This is a genomic window from Brachybacterium tyrofermentans (assembly GCF_039526165.1).
Lineage (GTDB): Bacteria > Actinomycetota > Actinomycetes > Actinomycetales > Dermabacteraceae > Brachybacterium > Brachybacterium tyrofermentans.
This window is the reverse complement of the sequence record NZ_BAAAIR010000016.1, coordinates 29,529-50,019: the sequence shown is the minus strand read 5'-3', so window position 1 is coordinate 50,019 and position 20,491 is coordinate 29,529. Positions and strand designations below refer to the sequence as shown.

Below are 20,491 nucleotides of genomic sequence, written 5' to 3'. Positions count from 1 at the left end.
GCTAGGCTTACCTAAGTAAGGCCGGGGATTCCCGGCCGGCCCCACGTCGTCGCAGGAGTCCCATGAGCCCCGCCGCCAGCCGCCCGACCCGCCGTACCTGGATGGCCGGAGCGCTCGCCGCGCCCTTCGTCCTCGCCGCCTGCAGCGCCGGCGGCGAGGAGGGGAACAACGGCTCGGGCACGAACTCGGGCTCGGGGGCGGATGCCGCCGGCGGGGCCGCGGGCGACTTCTCCCCCGTGACCCTCGACCACGCCCTGGGCACGGCGGAGATCACCGCGAAGCCAGAGCGCGTCGTGACCCTCGGACAGGGGTCCGCGGAGACTGCCATCGCGCTCGGGCTGATCCCCGTCGGCATCGAGGAGTACCCCTGGGGGGCCGACCCCGAGACCGGGTACCTGCCATGGATCCACGACGCCGTCGCAGAGGCTGGCGGTGAGCTTCCTGAGCAGTTCACGGGAGGCTCGGAGCTCGATGTGGAGGCGGTCCTCGCGCTCGAGCCCGACGTGATCCTGGCCCCCTGGTCCGGCCTCACCCAGGAGCAGTTCGACGTGCTCACGGACATCGCCCCCACGGTCGCCTATGCGGAGCAGCCCTGGGTGATCACCTGGGAGGAGCAGATCGCCACGATCGGCAGGGTGCTGGGCGAGGACGAGGCGGCGGCCGGTCTGATCGAGGAGATCCAGAGGACCTTCGAGGAGGCCGCGCAGCCCGGCTACGCCGACGTCAGCTTCTCCTTCATCTACAACTCGGGTCCCGGCACGCTGGGCGTCTTCTACCAGGACGAGCAGCGGGTGGCGATGGTCAGCGCCCTGGGACTGCGCGTCGACCCCGTCAACCAGGAGCTCGGCGAGTGGGATGTCCCCGGCACGGATTCCGCCATGATCGGACTGGAGAACGCGGACAAACTGGCGGACTCCGATCTGATCTTCACGTTCTACTCCGACGAGGCGAACCGCGCCGAGATCGAGACGCAGGACCTCTACGCCTCCATCCCGGCAATCTCGCACGGCGCGATCGTGGCCCCCACGGATCAGTCGTTCGTGACGGGGTCCTCGATCATCACCCCGCTCACCGTCCCCTGGGCGCTGGAGCGGTACGTCCCGATGATCGACGAGGCCATCGCGCAGGTCCCTGCCTCCTGAGATGACCGGGACCTCCACGATGCCCCGCGGCTCGGCCGAACGTGCGTCGGCAGATCCTGTGCCCGCCGACCCTGCGCCGGCCGACCCCGTCCGCACGCCCGGGCGGGACGACGGCCGCCGGCTCCCGCGGTGGACCGCGCTGGTCCTGGCCGCCGGGCTCCTCGTCGTGGCGTGCCTGGCGAGCCTCTTCCTGGGGTCGCGGGAGACGGATCTGGCGGGCGTGTGGTCGGTGCTGCGGGGCGACGGCGAAGAGCATCTGCGGCAGGTGGTCGCCGCCCGCGGGGCGCGCACCGTGCTCGGGGCGGCGGTCGGGGCGGCGCTCGCCGCCTCGGGGCTGATCATCCAGGGCGTCACCCGCAACCCCCTGGGGGAACCCGGCCTGCTGGGAGTGACCTCCGGGGCCTCGGCCGCCGTGGTCACCGCCACCGCCTTCCTCGGCTTCTCCGGTGGTGCGGGGACCGTGTGGATCGCGCTGCCCGGGGCGCTCCTCGCTGTCGTGGTGGTCTACCTGCTGGGACGGCCGGCCGGCACCCATTCGGTGGTGCCGCTGATCCTGGCCGGCGCCGTGATCTCCGCGGTCCTCTATGCCTATATCCAGGCCATGATCCTCACCCGTCCGGAGGTCTTCGAGTCGTACCGGCACTGGGTGGTCGGATCCCTGGCCGGAGCCTCTTACGGCACCCTCGCGGCGGTGGGTCCCGCCCTGCTGCTCGGGCTGCTGCTCGCGGGCCTGGTCGCTCCGGGCCTCAATACCCTCGCCCTCGGGGACGACGTCGCCACCGCGCTCGGCACCCGGGTGGGCCTGGTGCGTGCCGCCTCGATCCTCGCGGCGACCCTGCTCGCGGCCGCCGCGACCGCCGCCGTCGGCCCGATCGCCTTCATCGGGCTCGCGGTGCCGCATCTCGTGCGTGCCCTGGTGGGCACGGACCACCGGTGGCAGCTGCCCGCCTCCCTCCTGCTCGGGGCGGCCCTGCTGCTGGGATCGGACGTGGTGGCCCGGGTGATCGTGCGTCCCCAGGAGCTCATGGTCGGGGTGATCACCGCCTTCCTCGGGGCGCCGTTCCTGCTGTGGGCCGTGCGCCGCGGCATGGTGACCACCTGATGGCCCGCTCCTGGACCCTCGGCCTGCTCCTGCTGGCCGCGATCCTCGGCGCCGGGCTCGCGACCCTCGCCTGGGGTGATCTCGGCGTGGGCCCGCGCGATCTCGTCACCGCAGCCCAGGGCGGAGCCGACACGAAGGTCACGTTCGTCCTCGAGCGACTCCGCGGGCCCCGCCTGCTCGTCGGGATCGGCGCCGGGATCGCGTTCGGGGTGGCCGGTGCCCTGTTCCAGACCGTCACGCGGAATCCGCTCGGGAGCCCCGACGTGATCGGGCTCGGCAACGGAGCGGGTGCCGGGGTGGCCCTGGCGACGCTGCTCGCGCCCGGCATCGTGCCCGCCCCCGTCGGCGCCGTGCTCGGCGCCGCGGTCGCCATCGGCCTGGTCCATGTCTCCACCGGACTCGGCTTCGCCTCCCCGGCCCGGGTGATCATCACCGGGATCGGCGTGGCCGCGATGGCCCTGGCCCTCACGCAGTACGTGGTCGCGGTGTCCCTGCGCGACGCCTCCAGCCAGCTCGCCGGCTACCTCGTGGGCACCCTGAACTCCCGCAGCCTCGGCCAGGCCGCACTGATCGCCGTCGCCCTGGCCGTGCTGATCCCGTTGACAGCGCTCCTCGCCCACGACCTGCGGATGATGGACCTGGGTGATCAGCTGGCGGACGCGCTCGGGGGCAACGCGGTGCGCACCCGGACTGCGGCGATCCTGCTGTCCGTGCTGCTGGCCGCCGCGGCCGTCTCCGTGGCTGGCCCGATCGCCTTCGTGGCCCTGGCCGCGCCGCACATCGCCCGCCGGATGAGCGGGACCCCGGGCCCGCACCTTCCCCTGTCCGCGCTGGTGGGGGCCCTGATCATGGTTCTCGCGGACTTCACCGTCCAGCACGTCGCCCCGGTCGAGGACCTCCCGGTCGGGGTCATCACCGCCGGGGTGGGCGGCCTGTACCTGGGGTACCTGCTCGTCACCGACTGGAAGAAGGCCGACGCATGAGCGCACCGCTCACCGAGCCCATAGGGTCCGCCGATCCCTCGTCCCTGCGCCTCGCCGGGGCCACCGTCGCCTACGCCGAACGGCCCGTGCTCGAGGGCTTCGACCTCGAGGTGAGCCGCGGGATGTTCACGGCGGTGATCGGGCCCAACGGCTGCGGCAAGTCGACGATGCTGAAGGCGCTGGCCCGCACCCTGCGACCCCGGGCCGGCGCCGCGCTGCTCGACGGCCGGCCCCTGGCGCAGTGGCGCTCCAAGGCCATCGCCCGACGGATCGCGCTCCTGCCCCAGGACCCCGTGGTCCCCGAGGGGATCACGGTGAAGGCCCTGGTCGCGCGAGGACGCCACCCGTACCACTCCCCGTGGCGCCAGTGGCTGAGCGGGGATGACGAGGTCGTCGCGGAGGCGCTCCGCGCGACCGGCGTCGAACAGATCGCCGACCGGCCCGTCGCCGGGCTCTCGGGCGGACAGCGCCAACGGGTCTGGATCGCCATGATCCTCGCCCAGGACACCGAGTACGTGCTGCTGGACGAGCCCACGTCGTTCCTCGACATCGCCCACCAGATCGAGGTGCTCCACCTGTGCCAGGACATGCGCGACCAGGGCCGCACCGTGGTCGCCGTGCTCCACGACCTCAACCAGGCCGCGCGCTACGCGGACCATCTGGTGGTCATGGACGCGGGCCGGATCGTGGCGGAGGGCTCGCCCTCGGAGGTGCTGCACGCAGAGCTGGTGGCAGAGGTGTTCGATCTGCAGGCCGAGATCGCCGAGGACCCGCAGAGCGGAACCCCGATGGTGATCCCGGTGCGGCGAGCGGGTGACCAGGTGATCCGCTCCTGATATCCCACTCCTGACATCCCAGCCCGGACATCCGCTTCCCGGCACCGCGTTCCAGGCAGCGCAGCCCTGACGTCCCATTTCTGACATCGATGGAAGGTCTCGAATATCTGACATCGATGTCATGATGCGCGCCAGCTCGACCGGATGGACATCAGGGCAGGGCGACGTGCCATCATCCGGTACGGCTACTCGATGCGAACAGTGCGGCGGCAAGATCCGCGGCAAGATCTACACCTCGGTCACCGGCAGGTACCTGTGCAGTCGGTGCGGGACCCGACTGCAGGGACGCACCGCAGGTGTCGTAGCCGGTGGCGGGATCGCCGGCGGCCGCAGCACCGGCGGCTGGTACGCACGGGTCAGGAAGGCGATGGGCCGCCGGTCGTAGGGTCACGCTCCGCAGATCCACGTGCTGCGGAACCGCGCGGCGTGGGACCGCTCATCACGGAACCGCTCTTCCTGCGGTCGCTCGTCCCTGTGGCGAACACCCGGGCCCACCACTCCAGCACCGCCTCGAACCGTTCCACCCGGTGCCGGGGCCGTCCCGACCTGGTCAGCTCGTGGTTCTCTCCCGGGAAGATCAGCATCTCTGTCTCCACCCCGGCGCGCCGGAGCGCCGTGTAATACCGGGTGCCCTGCTCGAGCGGACAGCGGTGGTCCTCCTCGGAGTGGATCACCAGAGTGGGAGTGCGCACCGAGCCGGCGTGCCCGAAGGCGCTCTGCCGGGCGATGTCCGCGGGCTCGGTGCCGATGTACTCGTCGCCGAAGTAGCTGCCGATGTCGCTCGTGCCCTGGAAGCTGAGCGGATCCAGGAAGCCGCGCTCCACGATCGCGCCGCGGAACCGGTGGTCGTGGGCGATGATCCAGGCGGTGAGGTACCCGCCGTAGGAGCCGCCCAGGATGCCCAGCCGCTGGTCATCGAGGCGGTCGTCGGCCGCGAGAGCCCCGTCGAGCAGGTCGATCACGTCCTCGGCGTCCACGGTCCCGAAGCCGCCGCGCACGGCGCGTCCATGAGCGCGGCCGTAGCCCGCCGAGCCCCGCGGATTCCCGTAGACGACGGCATATCCCGCGGCGACCAGCGTCTGCACCTCGTCGAGCACTCCCACGCCGTAGGCGGCATGCGGCCCGCCGTGGAGGAGGAGCAGGGTCGGGAACGGGCCCCGGCCCTCGGGGACCGCCGACCATCCGTGCACCGGATGGCCGGAGCGTCCCGCGAGCTCCAGCTCCCGGGGCTGGACGAGGCCGGCGTCGCGGAGGCCCGCGCCGGTGTCCACGAGGGTGCTCGGCGCCTCCTCCCCGGTTCGCGCGAGCAGCACGCCCGAGGACTCCGCCGTGGTGGCCGCGGCGAGGACGAGATCACCGGCGGCATTCACGCCGTGCACCTCGAGATCGCCGTCCAGCACCCGGCTCACGGCGCCGGAGCGGTCGATGCGCAGCAGATGGACCCGCCCGCGCTGCGGCGAGGTGACCAGCACCGACTCGCCATCGGGCACGAGGGGTCCGGTGAGCTCGAGGGACTCGGGGTCGGTGATCCGGCGGGGTCCGCCTGCCTCCAGCAGCCAGAGCGCCACGTCGGGGGCGACGGAATCCCGGCCCGCGCCGGGCTGCGAGGCGAGCAGCGCGATCGTGCCGTCTGCGAGAACGGTCAGGTCGTGGATCCGCAGGCCGTCCTCCGGAGCCAGCAGCACCGACTCCTCGCCCTCGTCGACGGGCAGGTGGATCAGGGCGGTGCGGAGATCGCGTCTCGGTGCCTCCGAGCCCTCGTAGGCCTCCCGCACGGCGAGCACCGCGGTGCCGTCGGGCGTGAGGGTGATCGCCGTGTGCTCCGCGAACGCGCTGGTCAGCTGGGCGGCCGCAGCCGGGGCCGTCGGGGTGGTCGCGAGCGGGCCTTCCGGATGCGGCGCCGCGGGATAGGCGGGCTCGCCGCCCACCGGGGAGGCCTCCACCACGAAGACCTGGGTGGGGCGATCCGTCGAGAACCCGACGCCGTTGGTATGCCAGCGCAGCCCCGTGATGCGGCGCGGCGACTCCGCGCCCGGTTCGAGCCCGTCGACGGTGCCGTAGCGCCCGGGCTCGGCGACGCGCGCCGTGAAGGCCAGGCGGGAGCCGTCCGGGGTCCAGGTCGCCGGGCCGGCGCCGAGCAGCTGATCGGTGATCTGGAGGGGCTCCCCGCCCCGGGCGTCGAGCAGATGCACCTGGGGGCGGCCACGGGAGTCCGGCCGCAGGAACGCGATCGTCGTCCCGTCGGGCGAGAGCCGCGGGGCGGTGTCGCTGACCCCGCGGGTGAGCCGACGCGGTGCTGTATCAGCCCCTGACGGACCAGGCGCGAGATCGATCCTCCACAGCTGGCCGACGGCGCGGTTCGCTCGGCAGTCAGGCCGGGATGCGGCGTAGATGGCGAAGGAGCCGTCGGGGGCGAGCGACGGACGGGAGAGCGAGGTCATCAGCTCGATGTCGTAGGGCTGCACTGTGCCGAACCTACCAGTGCCGATGCCTCCGGGCCGGGGCCTGGCAGGACCTCCCGCGGCGGTCGCGACGGGCAGCTCGTTGTGATGCCTGGCGCACGTCCACACACGCCCTGGCCCTCACCGGGAGCGGCAGGTAGTCTTGGCCGGTCCGTGACGTGCATCGCCGATGTACGGACCGGGCGGCATGAACCCTCCTGCCACGGAGAGACCGTGGCCGTAGAGACCACAGGAGGTGGGTACCAGAACATGCGTAAGTACGAAATGGTCGTGATCCTCGACCCGTCCGTCGATGAGCGGACTGTCAGCGCAAACTTCGAGAAGCTCGTCCAGGTCATCCCGACCGAAGGCGGCACCATCGACAACGTCGACCTCTGGGGCAAGCGCAAGTTCGCCTACGAGATCGACAAGAAGACCGAGGGCATCTACATCGTCATGCAGTTCACGGCGAAGTCCTCGACGTCCCAGGAGCTGGATCGTCAGCTCGGGCTCAACGAGTCCGTCATGCGCACCAAGGTCATGCGTCTCGACGCCAAGTGACCTGCGCTCACTGATCCCCACACCACACCACAGCACCCCGGAGCAGAGGAGCACCCATGGCGAATGACACCGTCATCACGGTGATCGGCAACCTCACCGCGGATCCCGAGCTGCGTTTCACGCAGTCCGGCATCGCGGTCGCGTCGTTCACCATCGCGTCCACCCCCCGCACCTTCGACCGTCAGGCGAATGAGTGGAAGGACGGCGAGGCTCTGTTCCTGCGCTGCTCCATCTGGCGCGACGCCGCGGAGAACGTGGCCGAGTCGCTGGAGAAGGGATCCCGCGTCGTCGCGCAGGGTCGCCTGAAGCAGCGTTCCTTCACCGACCGTGAGGGCAACAATCGCACGAGCATCGAGCTCGACGTCGACGAGGTCGGCCCGTCCCTCAAGTACGCCACCGCGAAGGCCAACAAGGTCCAGCGCGGCGGCGGCGGTGGCGGCCGTGGCGGTTTCGGCGGCGGCGCTCCTCAGGGCGGTGCCCCGCAGGGTGGTGGCCAGGGCGGCTTCGGCGGCCAGGGCAACCCGGGTGGTCAGGGCGGTTACAACAATGCGCCGCAGGGCGCCCCCAACGCCGACCCGTGGGCCGGCGGAGGGAACCAGGGCGGATACGACGACCCGCCCTTCTAATCGTGACCGGGGGCGCCTCATCTCGATGAGGCCCCTCGCACCGATCACTGCAGTTCACTGAATTACTCCATCCCGGGTGCATGCCCGGGCTCCCCTCAGAAAGAAGGAGCACCACGATGGCCAAGCCCTCACTTCGTCCCCCGAAGAAGAAGCAGAACCCGTTGAAGGCCGCGGGAGTCGAGACCGTCGACTACAAGGACGCTGCGCTGCTGCGCAAGTTCGTCTCGGACCGAGGAAAGATCCGCGCTCGTCGGGTCACCGGAGTCACCGTCCAGGAGCAGCGCAAGATCGCGAAGGCCGTGAAGAACGCCCGCGAGATCGCCCTCCTGCCGTACTCGACCTCCGGTCGCTGAGCGAGGAAGGGAAAACATGACCACCAAGCTCATCCTCACCCATGAGGTCTCCGGCCTCGGAGCCGCCGGTGACGTCGTCGACGTCAAGGACGGCTACGCCCGGAACTTCCTGATGCCGCGCGGTCTCGCGACCCCGTGGACCAAGGGCGGCCAGCGCCAGCTCGACCAGATCCGCTCTGCCCGTGGCAAGCGCGCGATCGCCAACGTCGAGGACGCGAAGGCGCTCAAGGCGGCTCTCGAGTCGAAGCCCGTCGTCATCGCCGAGCGCGCCGGCCAGAACGGCCGTCTCTTCGGCGCCGTCTCCTCCAAGGAGATCGCCGAGGGCATCAAGGCAGTGTTCGACAAGGACATCGACCGTCGTACCGTCGAGTTCCCCACGCCGATCAAGGCGCTGGGCGAGCACAAGGCGACCGTGCGTCTGCACGAGGAGATCTTCGCGAACCTCTTCGTCCAGGTCGTCGCCGCCAAGGGCGCCGTCAAGGCCTGATCGACGTCTGATCCACGTACCTCACGGTACGCACGGGAGGCGACCGGTCCGTCGACCACGGGCTGATCGACCTGCCGCAAGGGACCCCGCACCGTTCTCGGTGCGGGGTCCCTTGCTCTGTTCCACGGTCCCTCCGCGAGCCCGCCCGTCTCGATGTCTTCCCCGGTCAGCTGTCGATCTCGGCGAGCACCGTCAGGGCGCTGCGCAGCTCCTCGGCCCGGCCGGAGAAGGGGATCCGCACGCTGTGCGGCCAGCCCGTGCCCCCGGGGGAGAACAGGGTGCCCGGGGAGATCGCGACGCCACGATCCAGTGCCCGGGCCGCGAGCTCGTGGGCGTCGAGCCGGGTGCCGTGGGCCCAGATCGAGAGGCCGCCGTCGGGGTCGGACCACTTCCACCCGGGCAGCAGCTCGCGCAGCCCGCTCGAGGCGGCCGCATAGGTGTTCTCCAGGTGGGGGCGGCAGTGCGGCTCGTCCGGCAGCCCGGCCTGCTCGAGCAGGCGCGCCGTGATGCTCTGCTCCAGCCGGGGTGCGCCGAGGTCGACCCCCAGCCGCAGGTGCGAGAGGGCGTCGGCGAGGGGAGCGGGAGCGCGGACCCACCCGATCCTGAGTCCTGCCCAGAGCGACTTCGAGACGGATCCGACCAGCAGGGTTGTGGCGCCGTGGCCGTGCATCGGAGGTGGCTGCGGGGCCCGCCTCCAGTTCATGCCGGCGAGGGTCTCATCGATGATCAGCGGCGTCCCGGCGCGGGCGGCGGCACGGAGCACGCGGCCGCGGTCCGCGGAGCCGATCAGAGTCCCGGTCGGATTGTGGAAGTCCGCCGTCAGGAGGGCGGCGTGGAGCGCTCCGGCCGTGAGCGCCTCGACGATGGCCCCGGAGTGGTCGTGCTCCACGTCGATCGGCACCACCCGTCGGCGGGCCGTGCGGATCGCGCGGGCGGAGTTGGGGTAGCCGGGGTTCTCGGTGCCGATCCGGGCACCCGGTGCGGTGGCGGCCAGCATCGCCAGATGGATCCCGCTGACGGCCCCGGTGGTGATGACCACCTGGGACGGATCGGTGGGCAGGCCCCGGCGCTCGTAGTGCCGGCAGATCTGCTCGATGAGCGCCGGGAGCCCGTCGGCCGGGACGCTGCCCCAGGCGGGGTCCTCGGCGATGTCGGCGACGACCACGGCGGCGATCTCGGCGACGAGCGGGTGCGGCGGGAGCACCGTCGCCCGGAGGTCGATGGTGCCCGCCGGGAGCGCAGGAGTCCGGGAGGTGAGGGACTCGACCGGACCCGAGCCGGGGGCCAGGATGGTGCGGCCCGATCCCCGGCGCGACTCGAGGACGCCCCGATCACGGGCGGCGTCGAGCGCCCGCACGACAGTCCCGCGGGAGAGTCCGAGCTGGTCGGAGAGCTGTCGTTCCGAGGGCAGCCGTGTCCCCGGGACGAGCCGGCCCTCGGCGGCGAGCCCCGCGATGCGGGCGCTCAGCCACTCGGCGCGCCCGACCGTGGGCGGCTCGCCGAGCATGCCCAGCACGGTGGGCAGGGGCACGGGAGGGAGTTCCATGGGGCCAGTGGACCACTATTGGCCCTGTGTTGCTAGTCCAGTTGCTGCCAGAGTTCCAGCATGCCTGCACCTCTGGAGAACCTCAGCCTTCGTCAGCAGCTCACCGTCGACCGCAGAGGACTGCGCCTGCTCAGCCTCGTCGTGGGGCTGACCGGCTTCGGCGCCGGAGTGGGGATGATGATCCGCGCCGGTCTGGGCGCCGCGCCCTGGGACGTCCTCTCCGTCGCGCTCGCGGAGCGCACCGGGCTGAGCATCGGTGTCGTCACGATCATCGTGAGCTTCGTGGTGCTGCTGGCCTGGATCCCGTTGCACCAGCGGCCGGGGATCGGCACCCTCGCCAATGCGCTGTGGATCGGGATCGCCGTGGACCTCACGCTGCACGTCCTTCCTCCGGCGGGGGCCCTGCTGTCCGGCCTGCTCCTGCTGCTGGGCGGGGTGGTCGTGAACGCGGCGTCCTCCGCGCTCTACATCGGAGCCCTGCTCGGGCCGGGCCCGCGCGACGGGCTCATGACCGGGATCCACCACCGGTGGGGACTGCGCATCGGACCCGTCCGACTGGGCATCGAGGTGGCGGTGCTCGCGCTCGGCTGGCTGCTCGGTGGCCCGCTCGGGATCGGGACGATCATCTATGCCCTCGCCGTCGGCCCCATCGTCCATCTCGTGCTGCCCCGGGTGACCATCCCGGTGCGACGGGAGCCGAGCTCCGTGCCGGTTCTCCACTAGGGTCGAGCCATGTTCGGACGCGCCGCCCAGCAGCAGAAGCAGATCGAGACCCTCCAGGCCCACGTGCGCCGGCTGGAGGGCCTCGTGGACGTCCTCGCCGCCCGCGGGGACGTGGGCGAGGAGGAGCTCCGGGACCTGCGTGGCCAGGCCGGAGCCCAGATCCCCGAGCGCTGCCGCGCCCTGGCCGACGAGGGCAGGCACATCGAGGCGATCAAGGCCTACCGCGAGCTCACCGGAGCCGGCCTGGTCGATGCCAAGAACGCCGTCGACCAGTACCGGGCGCACGGCATCTGACCCACGCGGACTCTGACCCGCGCGGCCGGCCGGGCTACCCTCGTGCGGTGACCACTCCTTCTTCGAACCCTGCACCCGCCGTCGAGCGCGGGGCCGACGGGCACCTGGCCCGTTCCCTCGGCCACGGCCAGATGGCGATGATCGCCATGGGCTCGGCGCTCGGCACCGGCCTGTTCCTCGGCTCCGGCGAGGCGATCGGCATCGCCGGCCCCGCCGTGATCATCTCCTTCGCGCTCGGTTCCCTGATCGCCGCGAGCGTGGCGCTGGCGATGGGCGAGATGGCGTCGAGGCACCCCGTGCGGGGCGGCTTCGGCACCCTCGCCGCCCGCTACCTGTCCCCGTTCTGGGGGTATCTCACGCGCTGGCTGTACTGGATCGTCACCGTGTGCGTGACCGGCGCCGAGCTGGTGGCCTGCGCCGCCTATCTCGCGTACTGGGTGCCGGCGATCCCGATCTGGGCAGGGATCCTGCTGTTCGCCGCCGTCATCATCGCGATCAACATGACCTCGGTGGGCTCCTTCGGCGTGGTGGAGTTCTTCCTGTCCTCGATCAAGGTGATCGCCGTGGTCGTTTTCATCCTGATCGGCGCGATCCTGGTGCTCTTCGGGATGCCGGGACAGCCCGCCGCCGGGTTCGTCGAGCTCACGGCCGAGGGCGGCTTCGTGCCCATGGGCTGGAGCTCCGTGTGGGTGGCCCTGTCGGTGGTCATGTTCTCCTTCGGCGGCATCGAGCTGCTGTCCATCACCGCCGCCGAGGCGAAGGATCCCGCGCGATCCATCCGCACCGCGGCCCGCACCACCGTGGTGCGCCTGGCCTTCTTCTACGTGCTGTGCATCGGCATCGTGGTGTGCCTGGTGCCCTGGCAGCAGGCCGCCGGCACTGGTGAGGACGTCGCGACCTCCCCGTTCGTCATGGTCTTCGACCGGATCGGCATCCCCGGCGCCGCCCACGTCACCAACCTGCTGGTGCTCATCGCGGCGCTGTCGGCCGCGAACGCGAACCTCTACGCGGGCAGCCGCATGCTGCACTCCCTGGCCTCGGACGGCCTCGCCCCGCGGATCGCCGCGATCACCACCCGGCGCAAGGTGCCGATCGTGGGCATCGCCTGCAGCTCGCTGGGCATCCTCGGCGCCGGAGTGCTCGCCTTCAGCGAGGTGGGCGGCGTGTTCGGCTACATGATGAGCCTCGTGGTGTTCGCTGTGATCCTGGTGTGGGCGCTCATCCTCGTCACCTACCTCCGCTTCCGCAGCCTGAAGGTCGAGGGAGCCAACTTCCGCATGCCCGGCGGGATGGTCTCGGCCGTGCTGGGGCTGATCGGTCTGGCCGCCGTGCTCGCCACCGTGGCCGTTCGCCCCAGCATGCAGATCGCGGCGATGGTGGGCGTGCCGGCCGTGCTGGTCGCGATCATCCTCTACGTCGCGGTGGCCCGTCGCCGCATCGATCCCGCGGACATCGAGGAGGCCTTCGAGGAAGCCGAGAGCATGCGCTGACACGCCGGGGAAGTGGCGTTCGTTACTGTGCCGGTCCTCAGCTTCTGCTGACAGTGATGCAGGGGTAACCTAGGGGAATCTTCGGTCTCGGTGCCTTGAGACCCGGTGCCGGAGAAAATGCGCAAGTGGCGGAATTGGTAGACGCGCACGGTTCAGGTCCGTGTGCCGGAAACGGCGTGGGGGTTCAAGTCCCCCCTTGCGCACCGCAGGAAGACCCCGGTTCACCCAGGTGAACCGGGGTCTTTCATGTCTCTATGGATCATCGGGGTCGGGTCATCGGGGTCGGGTCATCGAGGCTGGCGTTAGAGGCCGATCATCGACCGTCGCGCGGTCGCCTCACTCGGCGTGGTCGGCGGCGTAGTCGTCCACCGAATCCTCCGCGAGCGCGGTGCGCAGCGAGTCCATCCCCTCCTCGTCGGAGGCCACCACGCTCGCCCCGCCGGAGGTGGTGAAGGGGTCCCCGTGCGGCGCCGCCGGGAACGTCAGATCCGAGCTGCGCAGGTTCCGGTTGTCCAGTCCCAGCCGCACGATCTCCGTCGACTCCAGGCCCTCGTCCGTCGTGAGGTACGGGGAGAGCGCCGCGACGGTGTCCCGCATCTTCCCGGGACTGGAGAGGGTGTTTCCGCTGATCAGCTCCGAGGTGATCCCCTTCAGCAGCTGCTGCTGGTTCTCGTTGCGTGCGAAGTCGCCCCCCTCGAGATGCTTGCGCTCGCGGGCGAAGGTGAGCGCCTCCTCGCCGTCGAGATTCTGCGTGCCCTCGGTGAACTGCATGCCGTCGCGCTCGAAGGATTCGGGCACCTGCACGTCCACGCCGCCGAGGGTGTCGACGAGGCCCTGGATGCCCTCGAAGTCGATGAGGGCGACGTGGTCGATCGGGGTCTGCGTGTAGTCCTCGACCGTGCTCACGGCGAGCGGCACACCGCCATAGGCGAGGGCGGCGTTGAGGCGGTCCTCGCCGTGCCCGGGGATCTCCACCTGGAGATCACGCGGGAAGGAGACGATGTACGCGGCGGAGCCGTCCTCGGGGACGTGCACGAGCATCATCGTGTCGGAGCGCTGACCGCTGACGCCCTGATCGGCGGCATCCTCGCGGGCGCGCTGATCCGATCCCAGCAGCAGGATGTTCTGGCCGTTGCCGTCCTCGCCCTGCGGGCGCTCGCCGTCGGAGGCGCCCCGGTCGAGGCTGACCACGCTGCGCTTCTCATAGGCATCCTCGAGCGAACCCAGGTAGCGACCGGTGAGGATCCCGCCGACAGCGACGAGGCAGCCGATCACGAGCAGAGCGATCAGGGCCTTCCGTCGGCGGGGCCGACGCCGGCGGCTGGTCGTGCGGGGCGAGGCGGTATGCGGTCCGGTGGGGTCGTTCATGTGCCTCTCGGGGTCGAGGTCAGACGGGCCCGGCCCCATGCGACGGCCGGAACGGAACAGTGTGCCCGTGCGACCCCCATGCCATCACGACTCTATGAGCACCCTCACCCGAAGCTCCGGCTCCTGACCCGGGCGTCGCCTCATGCCCCGGGCCTCGTGAGCAGCAGCTCGACGTTGCGATCCGTCGCTTCGCCCTCCTGTGCGTGGTCGGCGTGGATGTCGTTGAACGACAGCTCCCGGTAGAGGCTCGCCAGGGAATCGCCCTGGTACGGCGCCTTCGCCTCGATCAGCGTGCTCAGCAGGGACAGGGTGCCGTCGCGGTTGTCCACGACCTCCACCACCCGGGCCTGCTGCGGGAAGTCGACGTGCGAGGCGGTGGTGATCTTCCAGTAGCGACGCTCGGGCACCCGATGCTGGTGCACCGCGACCGCATTGGTGTGGGTATGGCCGTTCACCCAGGCCAGCACGTGGGGGAAGCGGCCCAGCAGGTCCGCCACGTCCCAGCCGGCGTGGCGCAGCTCGCCGTTGCCCGGCTCGGGCAGCAGGTTGTTCATCGTGCCCGGTGTGTGGTGGCTGAACACGATGAAGTACGTCCCCTCGCCCTCCGCGGTCTGCAGGCGACCCAGGCCGTCGTACCAGCGGCTGGAGCCCTTTTCGAGCAGCTTCTCGAGCCATCGGTACTGGGCATGGCCCAGCGACCCCTCGGTGAAGCCCGCGCGATTCGTGGAGTCCAGGGCCACCCCGGTCACGCCCGGGGCGATCTCGAAGGTGTAGTAGCCCGTGCCCTCCTCGGCGTTGGCCTCGGTGAAGCCGTGCCCCGCGGGCCCCACCCGCGGGGTCTGGGCGAGGTGGGCGCGGATGTAGTCCTCCGGGGTGAACGGCGCCCGGCTCTCGTCGGCCGTGACCTGGTAGTCCTTCGTCGCCGCCGCGGTGCGGTCGATCTCCGGGGCCGCGCTCGCCGTGGTGGCGTCGGCCGCGGAGCGAACCGCTGTTCCAGCCGACGATCGGCGGCGGGATCTGCGAAGCCCGTGAACTTCCAGGAGCCGGTGTACATGTCCACCAGGCCGTGCCAGTCCGACGGCAGGGTCCCGGAGATCGAGTCGTCGTGGTTGCCGAACACGCTGTACCAGCGGCAGTCCAGGCCCGGGCTGCGGTGCTCGGCCATCGCGTCGTGCAGCAGCTCGGGGAGCTGCGGGAAGCCAGCCTCGGCGTACCGATCGGTCTGCTCGCCGGCGGGATTCCAGTAGTGCGAGGAGCCGGAGGTCTGCACGCCCTCCCAGACGTCGCTCGCCCCGGTGTTCGCGGTGATCTCCCCGCCGCTCATCACGGCGAGGAACCAGTCCAGCTCCACCTGTTCGTGGTTGTCGGTGCTGTCGCCGGTGGTGACCACGCAGTCGAGCGCCCGGCCCGTGTGGGGCCCGGCGCCCAGCTCGTTGACCCGTTCCACCAGCGAGACCGCCCCCTGCGTGGTCAGCGACTCCTGGGGCCGGAAGGCGGAGCCGGTGATGTCGTGGAGGAACTCGAAGCGCATCGGGGACTGCGCGTCCAGCACGTGCAGGTCGGTGAACTGGACGAACGAGGCCAGCGGAACGCGGGTATCCGCCCGGGAGGCCTTCGGGGAGGTGTCCAGGGCGTCCTCGCGCACCTGGAAGACGTAGCCGGGGCCCGCCACGAGTCGGCGATAGGCGCCGTCCGCGCCCGGCTCGGCCACGGCGACCTCCTCGAGGGTGGTGCCGGCTGCCACCAGCCCCGCGTCCTCGGCGAAGGCGAGCTGCGCCGGTGCGGTGGCCAGGGCCGTTCCCGCGACGGAGGCCGCCGACCCGGCAAGGAGGGCGCGGCGCGACAGGACGGGGCGCGGGAAGGGCCGGAACGGGGCGCGGTGCGGCTGTTCGGAGTGAGGCTGATCGGAGTGAGGCTGATCGGGCATATCCGCAGTCCAGCATCGGCGGGTGACGACGGCGTGACCGGCAGAAGATTTCGGGATGACGGGGCATCATGGCCCCATGAGTTCTGACGCCCGCTCCACTCCCACCGAGTTCTCCCTCGCCGGCCACGGCGGCACCCTCGCCGGGCGCGCGTGGACCCGCCCCGATCCTCGCTGGATCGCCGTGCTCTCCCACGGCTACGGCGAGCACGTGGGTCGCTACGACTGGGTCGCCGCCCGGTTGAACGACGCCGGCGCCGCGGTCTACGCCGCCGACCATCTCGGCCACGGCCGCAGCGACGGCCAGCGTGTGCTGATCAGCGACTTCGAGCCGGTCGTCGAGGATCTCGACCTGGTGGTCCAGCACGCTGCCTCCCAGCATGCGGGGCTGCCGATCGTGCTGATCGGGCACTCCATGGGCGGTCTCATCGCCGCCCGCTACACCCAGCTGCACGCGAGCTCCCTCGCCGCGACGGTGCTCTCCGGCCCGGTGCTGGGCTCCTGGGCCACCGTGGACGAGCTGCTCCCGCTCGACGAGATCCCGCCGACCCCGATCGACCCCGGCACCCTCTCCCGCGACCCCGCTGTCGGCGAGGCCTACGCCGCCGACCCGCTGGTGTGGCACGGCGACTTCGCCCGCCCCACCCTCGAGGGTCTCCAGCAGGCGATGCGCACGATCGAGGAAGCCGGCGGCGTCGGGGAGCATCCGATGCTCTACCTGCACGGCGAGGCGGACCGCCTGGTGCCGCTCCCCGCCAGCTGGGAAGGGCTGCAGTCGCTGCGCGGTCCGCGGACCTTCGTGAAGACCTACCCGGGAGCGCAGCACGAGATCCTCAACGAGACCAACCGCGACGAGGTGATCGCGGACGTGATCGGCTTCGTGGAGGGCGTGCTCACTGTCTGAGCGGCGAGGAAGGAGACACATCGATGAGCACGCGACGACATGGCCCGTCCCGGAACCGGCGCACCGATCGCGCCCGCGAGCAGGCGGGTGCACGCACCAGGCCTGGCGACGGCGCCCCGTCGACGACTCGCTACGTCGAGCAGGGCGTCCCGAGCCGCCAGCCCGACGGCGACTCGATGGCTGATGCGCTGGAGTTCTCGCGCGCGGCCCCGGACCGGATGGTGATGTTCTTCTATCCGCAGCCCGCTCCCGAGCAGATCACGGAGCTCGGCGAGGCCTGGGACCTGCACCCCCTGCTGCTCGAGGACCTGCTCACCGCCCACCAGCGCCCGAAGCTCGAACGGTACGGCGACGTGCTGTTCCTGGTGGTGCGCTCGGCCCGCTACGTCGATGCGCAGGAGGAGGTCGACTTCGCCGAGTTCCACCTGCTGCTGCGCCCGGGCGCGGTGGCGGTGCTGTGCCAGGACGGGAGCTGGATCGACGGTACTGCCGGCCCTCAGCTCGACGAGGAGCATCCCCTGACCTCGACCCGCCGGGAGCGCTCGGTGTTCGAGGACGTCAACCTCCTCGAACTCGGGCCTGAGGCCGTGCTCTACCGCGTGCTCGACACGATCGTCGACGGCTACGACCCCGTGCTGAAGGGTCTCCGGGTCGACCAGGAGCAGATCGAACGGCAGGTGTTCAGCGGGGATGCCGCGGTCGCCGAGCGGATCTACCGGCTCAGCCAGGAGGTCATCGATATGCAGCAGGTGATCACCTCGTTGCGCGACGTGATCGACGACCTGCAGGCCGGCTTCGGGAAGTACAGGATCCCCGGCGAGCTCCAGGCCTATCTCGACGACGTCGGCGACCACCTGGCGCGGGCCGCCTCGCGCGTGCGGGACCTGCGTGACGCCCTCTCCCAGATCCTCGACGTCAACGGGACCCTGGTCGCGCAGCGCCAGAACGAGGACATGAAGAAGATCTCCGGCTGGGCGGCCATCCTCTTCGCCCCCACGCTCATCGGCGCGATCTACGGCATGAACTTCGACGACATGCCCGAACTGCACTGGGCGTACGGCTACCCCATGGCGATCGGGATGATGATCGCCCTCGGAGTGCTGCTCTACGTGATCTTCAAGCGCAGCAGGTGGATGTAGGACGAGATCGCTCGTGCGCCCCTGGCCTCGTCCGGGACACCACGGGCGCCGCGTTCAGAGTCGTTCGACGGCCGCTCCCGGACGCCACCGCCCGCGGTCGGAGAGCCTCCACGAGGCTGTAGCAGGACGGCACGTGCCTGTGGCAGACTGCGCCGCGGTGAGGCCCTACAGCGGGAGTGTGGAAGCACCTGCTCCCGGCGACCTCGACGGGAGAAGACAGATGGCCACGATCAACAATGTCTCAGTGCTGGGTGCGGGAGTGCTGGGCTCACAGATCATCATGCAGGCCGCCTATCACGGCAAGAACGTCACGGCCCACGATATCTCGGACGAACTGCTGGCGGCATTATCGGGTCGATGGGAGTGGATGCGCGAACACTATCGACGAGATCTTCCGGATTTCGACGAGAGGCGATTCGACGAGGCGATCTCATCGATCCAGCTGACCACCGACCCCGCACGTGCCGTGGCAGATGCCGATCTCGTCATCGAGTCGGTCCCGGAGAACCTCGAGCTGAAGCGAGAGGTGTGGACCCGGGTCGGGGAGAGCGCGCCGAGCGAGGCGATCTTCACCACGAACTCCTCGGCGCTGCGGCCCAGTGACTTCGCGGAGGCGACCGGTCGACCGGACAGGTTCCTCGCTCTGCACTTCGCCAACCTGGTCTGGAGTAACAATACGGGCGAGGTGATGAGGACTCCTGCGACCTCTCAGCACGCCTTCGACGCTGTGCTCGAGTTCGCGGCGGAGATCGGCCTGGAGCCGATCGCCCTGGCGAAGGAGACCCCCGGATATGTGGTCAACAGCCTGCTGATCCCGTGGCTCAACGCCGCGGCCTACCTCTATGTCGACGGGGCCGCGAGCGTGTCCGATATCGACAAGACCTGGCGCATTGCGACCGGTGCCCCGCTCGGTCCGTTCCAGGTATACGACATCGTCGGCTTCAAGGTGGTCGCCAATGTCATCCGGAATACTCCGGACGACGAGAAGCTGCAGCACTTCGGTGATCTTCTCGTGGAGCGCGGCATCGAACAGGGTCGTACCGGCATAGCCGACGGAATCGGATTCTATGTCTACGATTCTGAGGGCACGATCGTCGAGGTCGCCGAGAACTGGTCGGCCGCCGAGAAGCTGCCGGACGTCGAGAACCCGCCGACCGAGGTGAACGCGCCGACCGACGTGAACCCGCCGACCGACGTGAACCCGCCGACCGACGACTGAGCTGCGGGGGACGGGCGTCCCGGGAGAGGGCCCGTCGGCCGGAGCGTTGACGTTCCGACCGACGGAGCGGAGCAGATCCCGCTCCCGGGCCGTGCGTCAGATGAACTCGAGCGGATCGAAGTCGTCGATGTCGATGATCCGCACGCGCGGCAGCTTGCTGGTGAACGCGGCGACGTCATACTCGAGGTCGTGGAACTCGATGCCGGGGATCTCCTGGAGATCCGCGGCCATGAACTCGCGGAAGCCCACGAGGGCCGTGCGACGGTCCGGCGTCGCGGCCAGCTCCGTCATCTGCGGGACGAAGTCCTTGTCGTGGCTGACCAGCATGACGTCGGCCTCGCGGGACTGCAGCGCCTCAGCGGTGCGCTGGATGGCGATGTCGACGACCTTGCCCTCACCGCGCAGCGGGACGGTCTTGTAGCCCAGCGCGATGAGCGCCTGGACGAAGCCCGACGGCAGGCTGTCGCCGACCGCGAGGAAGAACAGGCCCTTGACGGGCTGTGCCCACGAGACCTCCGCGTGGTGGAGCAGCTTGTTCCAGCGCGGGCGCTCCTCAGGCTGCGGCCGACGGCCGAGCACGGAGATGCCGAGCGTGGCGTCGATGTTCTCGCCGTCCACCAGGAGGTACGTGGTGCGTTCTGTCATGCCTCGACCTTACGCGCTCGCGAGGGCCGACGCGCGCGTGCCCGGACGGGACGGGCACGGGGGACGGGAAGGATACGGGGGACGGGACGGTCCCGCCGGGAGGAACGGTGCACCCTGAGTGGCGGGCTCGTGGCGAATTGGGCGGCGGACTCGTGGCGAATTGCCCTCCTCAATAGGGATCCATCCACATTATCGGGTGGGCGCTTGACATTCGCAACGAAAAGGCGTTGCTACGGGTTGGAGAATTCTCGACGTCCCGGTGGAGGCGCTGATGGCGAGGGTCGATGACGAGAGTCGATGACGAGACCGGCCGGCGTTCCGTGACGAGCCGACGGTCCTCGCGCGGGCGCACGGGGAGTCCCTCGTGCGGATTCGTGCGGATTCGTGCGGAGAGGGCGAGGAGGTCGACCTGACATGGGTGTCAGGACTGCGTGACGTCTCGAACCGCGGACGCTTGACCTGCAGAGACGGCTATTCTGCGGGATGTGAGGTCTTCGCGTCCCTTCGCGTCCCTTCGCATCCCGCCGCGCCCGCCTCGACGCCCGCGCGGTGTTTTCGCCCCGCCCATTCGGCCGATCGGTCGCCTCCTCAGGCCCCCGTCGAGCTGTCGAACGTTCCTCCCCACGGGGTGGTTATCCACAATATTGCGGCTTCACGGGGTCATTCCCTGAAATGTCAGTGCAGAGCCATAGAATGAAGGTGTTCGGT

The 20,491-nt window shown here is 70.4% G+C and carries 20 protein-coding genes and 1 tRNA gene; 15 read left to right on the top strand and 6 right to left on the bottom strand.

Going from position 1 to position 20,491, the window contains the following annotated elements; translation table 11 throughout:
* The first annotated feature begins 62 nt into the window (after positions 1-62).
* Genes ABD093_RS03290 through ABD093_RS03275 form a run of 4 tightly spaced genes read left to right on the top strand, consistent with a single transcriptional unit; the run spans position 63 to position 4,063 of the window.
* Entirely contained in the window at positions 63-1,142 is a 1,080-nt protein-coding gene (locus ABD093_RS03290; protein WP_193117710.1) for an iron-siderophore ABC transporter substrate-binding protein, read from the top strand.
* A 1-nt stretch (position 1,143) separates the two neighbouring features.
* Entirely contained in the window at positions 1,144-2,244 is a 1,101-nt protein-coding gene (locus tag ABD093_RS03285) for a FecCD family ABC transporter permease (protein ID WP_343922412.1), read from the top strand.
* On the top strand, positions 2,244-3,227 hold the full coding sequence (locus ABD093_RS03280) for a FecCD family ABC transporter permease (protein WP_343922410.1): 984 nt from the start codon (positions 2,244-2,246) through the stop codon (positions 3,225-3,227). The genes ABD093_RS03285 and ABD093_RS03280 overlap by 1 nt, the downstream gene beginning before the upstream one ends.
* Positions 3,224-4,063 carry an ABC transporter ATP-binding protein gene (locus ABD093_RS03275; protein ID WP_193117712.1) on the top strand — a complete coding sequence of 280 codons (840 nt, stop codon included), beginning with the start codon at positions 3,224-3,226 and terminating at the stop codon, positions 4,061-4,063. Before ABD093_RS03280 ends, ABD093_RS03275 begins: the two co-directional genes overlap by 4 nt.
* A 356-nt stretch (positions 4,064-4,419) precedes the next feature.
* Here the strand turns inward: ABD093_RS03275 and ABD093_RS03270 are convergent, their stop codons facing one another.
* Positions 4,420-6,528 (bottom strand): S9 family peptidase, encoded by a 2,109-nt coding sequence (locus ABD093_RS03270; protein WP_193117713.1) that lies wholly within the window; start codon positions 6,526-6,528, stop codon positions 4,420-4,422.
* 246 nt (positions 6,529-6,774) lie between these two features.
* Here ABD093_RS03270 and rpsF point away from each other — a divergent pair, with 246 nt between their 5' ends.
* The 4 genes from rpsF (at position 6,775) to rplI (ending at position 8,531) form a co-directional block, all read left to right on the top strand.
* Positions 6,775-7,065 carry a 30S ribosomal protein S6 gene (rpsF, locus tag ABD093_RS03265; RefSeq protein ID WP_193117714.1) on the top strand — a complete coding sequence of 97 codons (291 nt, stop codon included), beginning with the start codon at positions 6,775-6,777 and terminating at the stop codon, positions 7,063-7,065.
* Between the two features lie 56 nt (positions 7,066-7,121).
* Positions 7,122-7,691, top strand: coding sequence for a single-stranded DNA-binding protein (locus ABD093_RS03260; RefSeq protein ID WP_193117715.1), 570 nt, complete (start codon positions 7,122-7,124; stop codon positions 7,689-7,691).
* Positions 7,692-7,807: 116 nt separating this feature from the next.
* Positions 7,808-8,044, top strand: a complete 237-nt coding sequence (gene rpsR, locus ABD093_RS03255) for a 30S ribosomal protein S18 (protein WP_193117716.1) — start codon at positions 7,808-7,810, stop codon at positions 8,042-8,044.
* A 16-nt stretch (positions 8,045-8,060) separates the two neighbouring features.
* A complete protein-coding gene (gene rplI / locus ABD093_RS03250) occupies positions 8,061-8,531 on the top strand; it encodes a 50S ribosomal protein L9 (RefSeq protein WP_343922404.1) in 471 nt (156 codons plus the stop codon).
* A gap of 166 nt (positions 8,532-8,697) precedes the next feature.
* Here the strand turns inward: rplI and ABD093_RS03245 are convergent, their stop codons facing one another.
* A complete protein-coding gene (locus ABD093_RS03245; protein WP_343922402.1) occupies positions 8,698-10,077 on the bottom strand; it encodes an aminotransferase-like domain-containing protein in 1,380 nt (459 codons plus the stop codon).
* Between the two features lie 60 nt (positions 10,078-10,137).
* Between ABD093_RS03245 and yczE the strand changes: the two genes are divergently transcribed.
* The 4 genes from yczE to ABD093_RS03225 all read left to right on the top strand — a co-directional run bounded on the left by yczE (position 10,138) and on the right by ABD093_RS03225 (position 12,787).
* Entirely contained in the window at positions 10,138-10,800 is a 663-nt protein-coding gene (yczE, locus tag ABD093_RS03240) for a membrane protein YczE (RefSeq protein ID WP_193117719.1), read from the top strand.
* A gap of 9 nt (positions 10,801-10,809) precedes the next feature.
* A complete protein-coding gene (locus ABD093_RS03235) occupies positions 10,810-11,094 on the top strand; it encodes a hypothetical protein (protein ID WP_193117720.1) in 285 nt (94 codons plus the stop codon).
* Positions 11,095-11,141: 47 nt separating this feature from the next.
* On the top strand, positions 11,142-12,584 hold the full coding sequence (locus ABD093_RS03230) for an amino acid permease (RefSeq protein WP_377802415.1): 1,443 nt from the start codon (positions 11,142-11,144) through the stop codon (positions 12,582-12,584).
* A 119-nt stretch (positions 12,585-12,703) separates the two neighbouring features.
* Positions 12,704-12,787: transfer RNA gene (locus ABD093_RS03225), tRNA-Leu, on the top strand.
* A 133-nt stretch (positions 12,788-12,920) separates the two neighbouring features.
* Here ABD093_RS03225 and ABD093_RS03220 read toward each other — a convergent pair.
* The 3 genes from ABD093_RS03220 to ABD093_RS03210 form a co-directional block, all read right to left on the bottom strand.
* Positions 12,921-13,952 carry an LCP family protein gene (locus tag ABD093_RS03220; RefSeq protein ID WP_343922399.1) on the bottom strand — a complete coding sequence of 344 codons (1,032 nt, stop codon included), beginning with the start codon at positions 13,950-13,952 and terminating at the stop codon, positions 12,921-12,923.
* 140 nt (positions 13,953-14,092) lie between these two features.
* Entirely contained in the window at positions 14,093-14,782 is a 690-nt protein-coding gene (locus ABD093_RS03215; RefSeq protein WP_343922397.1) for a metallophosphoesterase family protein, read from the bottom strand.
* A complete protein-coding gene (locus ABD093_RS03210) occupies positions 14,698-15,879 on the bottom strand; it encodes a metallophosphoesterase family protein (RefSeq protein ID WP_343922395.1) in 1,182 nt (393 codons plus the stop codon). The genes ABD093_RS03215 and ABD093_RS03210 overlap by 85 nt, the downstream gene beginning before the upstream one ends.
* A 76-nt stretch (positions 15,880-15,955) precedes the next feature.
* Between ABD093_RS03210 and ABD093_RS03205 the strand changes: the two genes are divergently transcribed.
* The 3 genes from ABD093_RS03205 to ABD093_RS03195 all read left to right on the top strand — a co-directional run bounded on the left by ABD093_RS03205 (position 15,956) and on the right by ABD093_RS03195 (position 19,138).
* Positions 15,956-16,780, top strand: coding sequence for an alpha/beta hydrolase (locus ABD093_RS03205; RefSeq protein WP_343922393.1), 825 nt, complete (start codon positions 15,956-15,958; stop codon positions 16,778-16,780).
* Between the two features lie 23 nt (positions 16,781-16,803).
* Positions 16,804-17,919 carry a magnesium and cobalt transport protein CorA gene (locus ABD093_RS03200; protein WP_343922391.1) on the top strand — a complete coding sequence of 372 codons (1,116 nt, stop codon included), beginning with the start codon at positions 16,804-16,806 and terminating at the stop codon, positions 17,917-17,919.
* 220 nt (positions 17,920-18,139) lie between these two features.
* The gene (locus ABD093_RS03195; protein ID WP_343922389.1) at positions 18,140-19,138 is read left to right on the top strand and encodes a 3-hydroxyacyl-CoA dehydrogenase; all 999 of its coding nucleotides are present in this window, start codon (positions 18,140-18,142) and stop codon (positions 19,136-19,138) included.
* Between the two features lie 96 nt (positions 19,139-19,234).
* Here the strand turns inward: ABD093_RS03195 and ABD093_RS03190 are convergent, their stop codons facing one another.
* Positions 19,235-19,783, bottom strand: coding sequence for an NYN domain-containing protein (locus tag ABD093_RS03190; protein ID WP_343922387.1), 549 nt, complete (start codon positions 19,781-19,783; stop codon positions 19,235-19,237).
* Between the last annotated feature and the right edge of the window lie 708 nt (positions 19,784-20,491).

Coding starts and splice junctions, on each gene's coding strand:
- ABD093_RS03205 (WP_343922393.1), top strand. CDS start 15,956: ATGAGTTCTGACGCCCGCTCCACTCCCACCGAGTTCTCCCTCGCCGGC.
- ABD093_RS03260 (WP_193117715.1), top strand. CDS start 7,122: ATGGCGAATGACACCGTCATCACGGTGATCGGCAACCTCACCGCGGAT.
- rplI (WP_343922404.1), top strand. CDS start 8,061: ATGACCACCAAGCTCATCCTCACCCATGAGGTCTCCGGCCTCGGAGCC.
- ABD093_RS03290 (WP_193117710.1), top strand. CDS start 63: ATGAGCCCCGCCGCCAGCCGCCCGACCCGCCGTACCTGGATGGCCGGA.
- ABD093_RS03245 (WP_343922402.1), bottom strand. CDS start 10,077: ATGGAACTCCCTCCCGTGCCCCTGCCCACCGTGCTGGGCATGCTCGGC.
- ABD093_RS03275 (WP_193117712.1), top strand. CDS start 3,224: ATGAGCGCACCGCTCACCGAGCCCATAGGGTCCGCCGATCCCTCGTCC.
- rpsF (WP_193117714.1), top strand. CDS start 6,775: ATGCGTAAGTACGAAATGGTCGTGATCCTCGACCCGTCCGTCGATGAG.
- ABD093_RS03200 (WP_343922391.1), top strand. CDS start 16,804: ATGAGCACGCGACGACATGGCCCGTCCCGGAACCGGCGCACCGATCGC.
- yczE (WP_193117719.1), top strand. CDS start 10,138: ATGCCTGCACCTCTGGAGAACCTCAGCCTTCGTCAGCAGCTCACCGTC.
- ABD093_RS03235 (WP_193117720.1), top strand. CDS start 10,810: ATGTTCGGACGCGCCGCCCAGCAGCAGAAGCAGATCGAGACCCTCCAG.
- ABD093_RS03195 (WP_343922389.1), top strand. CDS start 18,140: ATGGCCACGATCAACAATGTCTCAGTGCTGGGTGCGGGAGTGCTGGGC.
- rpsR (WP_193117716.1), top strand. CDS start 7,808: ATGGCCAAGCCCTCACTTCGTCCCCCGAAGAAGAAGCAGAACCCGTTG.
- ABD093_RS03190 (WP_343922387.1), bottom strand. CDS start 19,783: ATGACAGAACGCACCACGTACCTCCTGGTGGACGGCGAGAACATCGAC.
- ABD093_RS03285 (WP_343922412.1), top strand. CDS start 1,144: ATGACCGGGACCTCCACGATGCCCCGCGGCTCGGCCGAACGTGCGTCG.
- ABD093_RS03220 (WP_343922399.1), bottom strand. CDS start 13,952: ATGAACGACCCCACCGGACCGCATACCGCCTCGCCCCGCACGACCAGC.
- ABD093_RS03210 (WP_343922395.1), bottom strand. CDS start 15,879: ATGCCCGATCAGCCTCACTCCGATCAGCCTCACTCCGAACAGCCGCAC.
- ABD093_RS03280 (WP_343922410.1), top strand. CDS start 2,244: ATGGCCCGCTCCTGGACCCTCGGCCTGCTCCTGCTGGCCGCGATCCTC.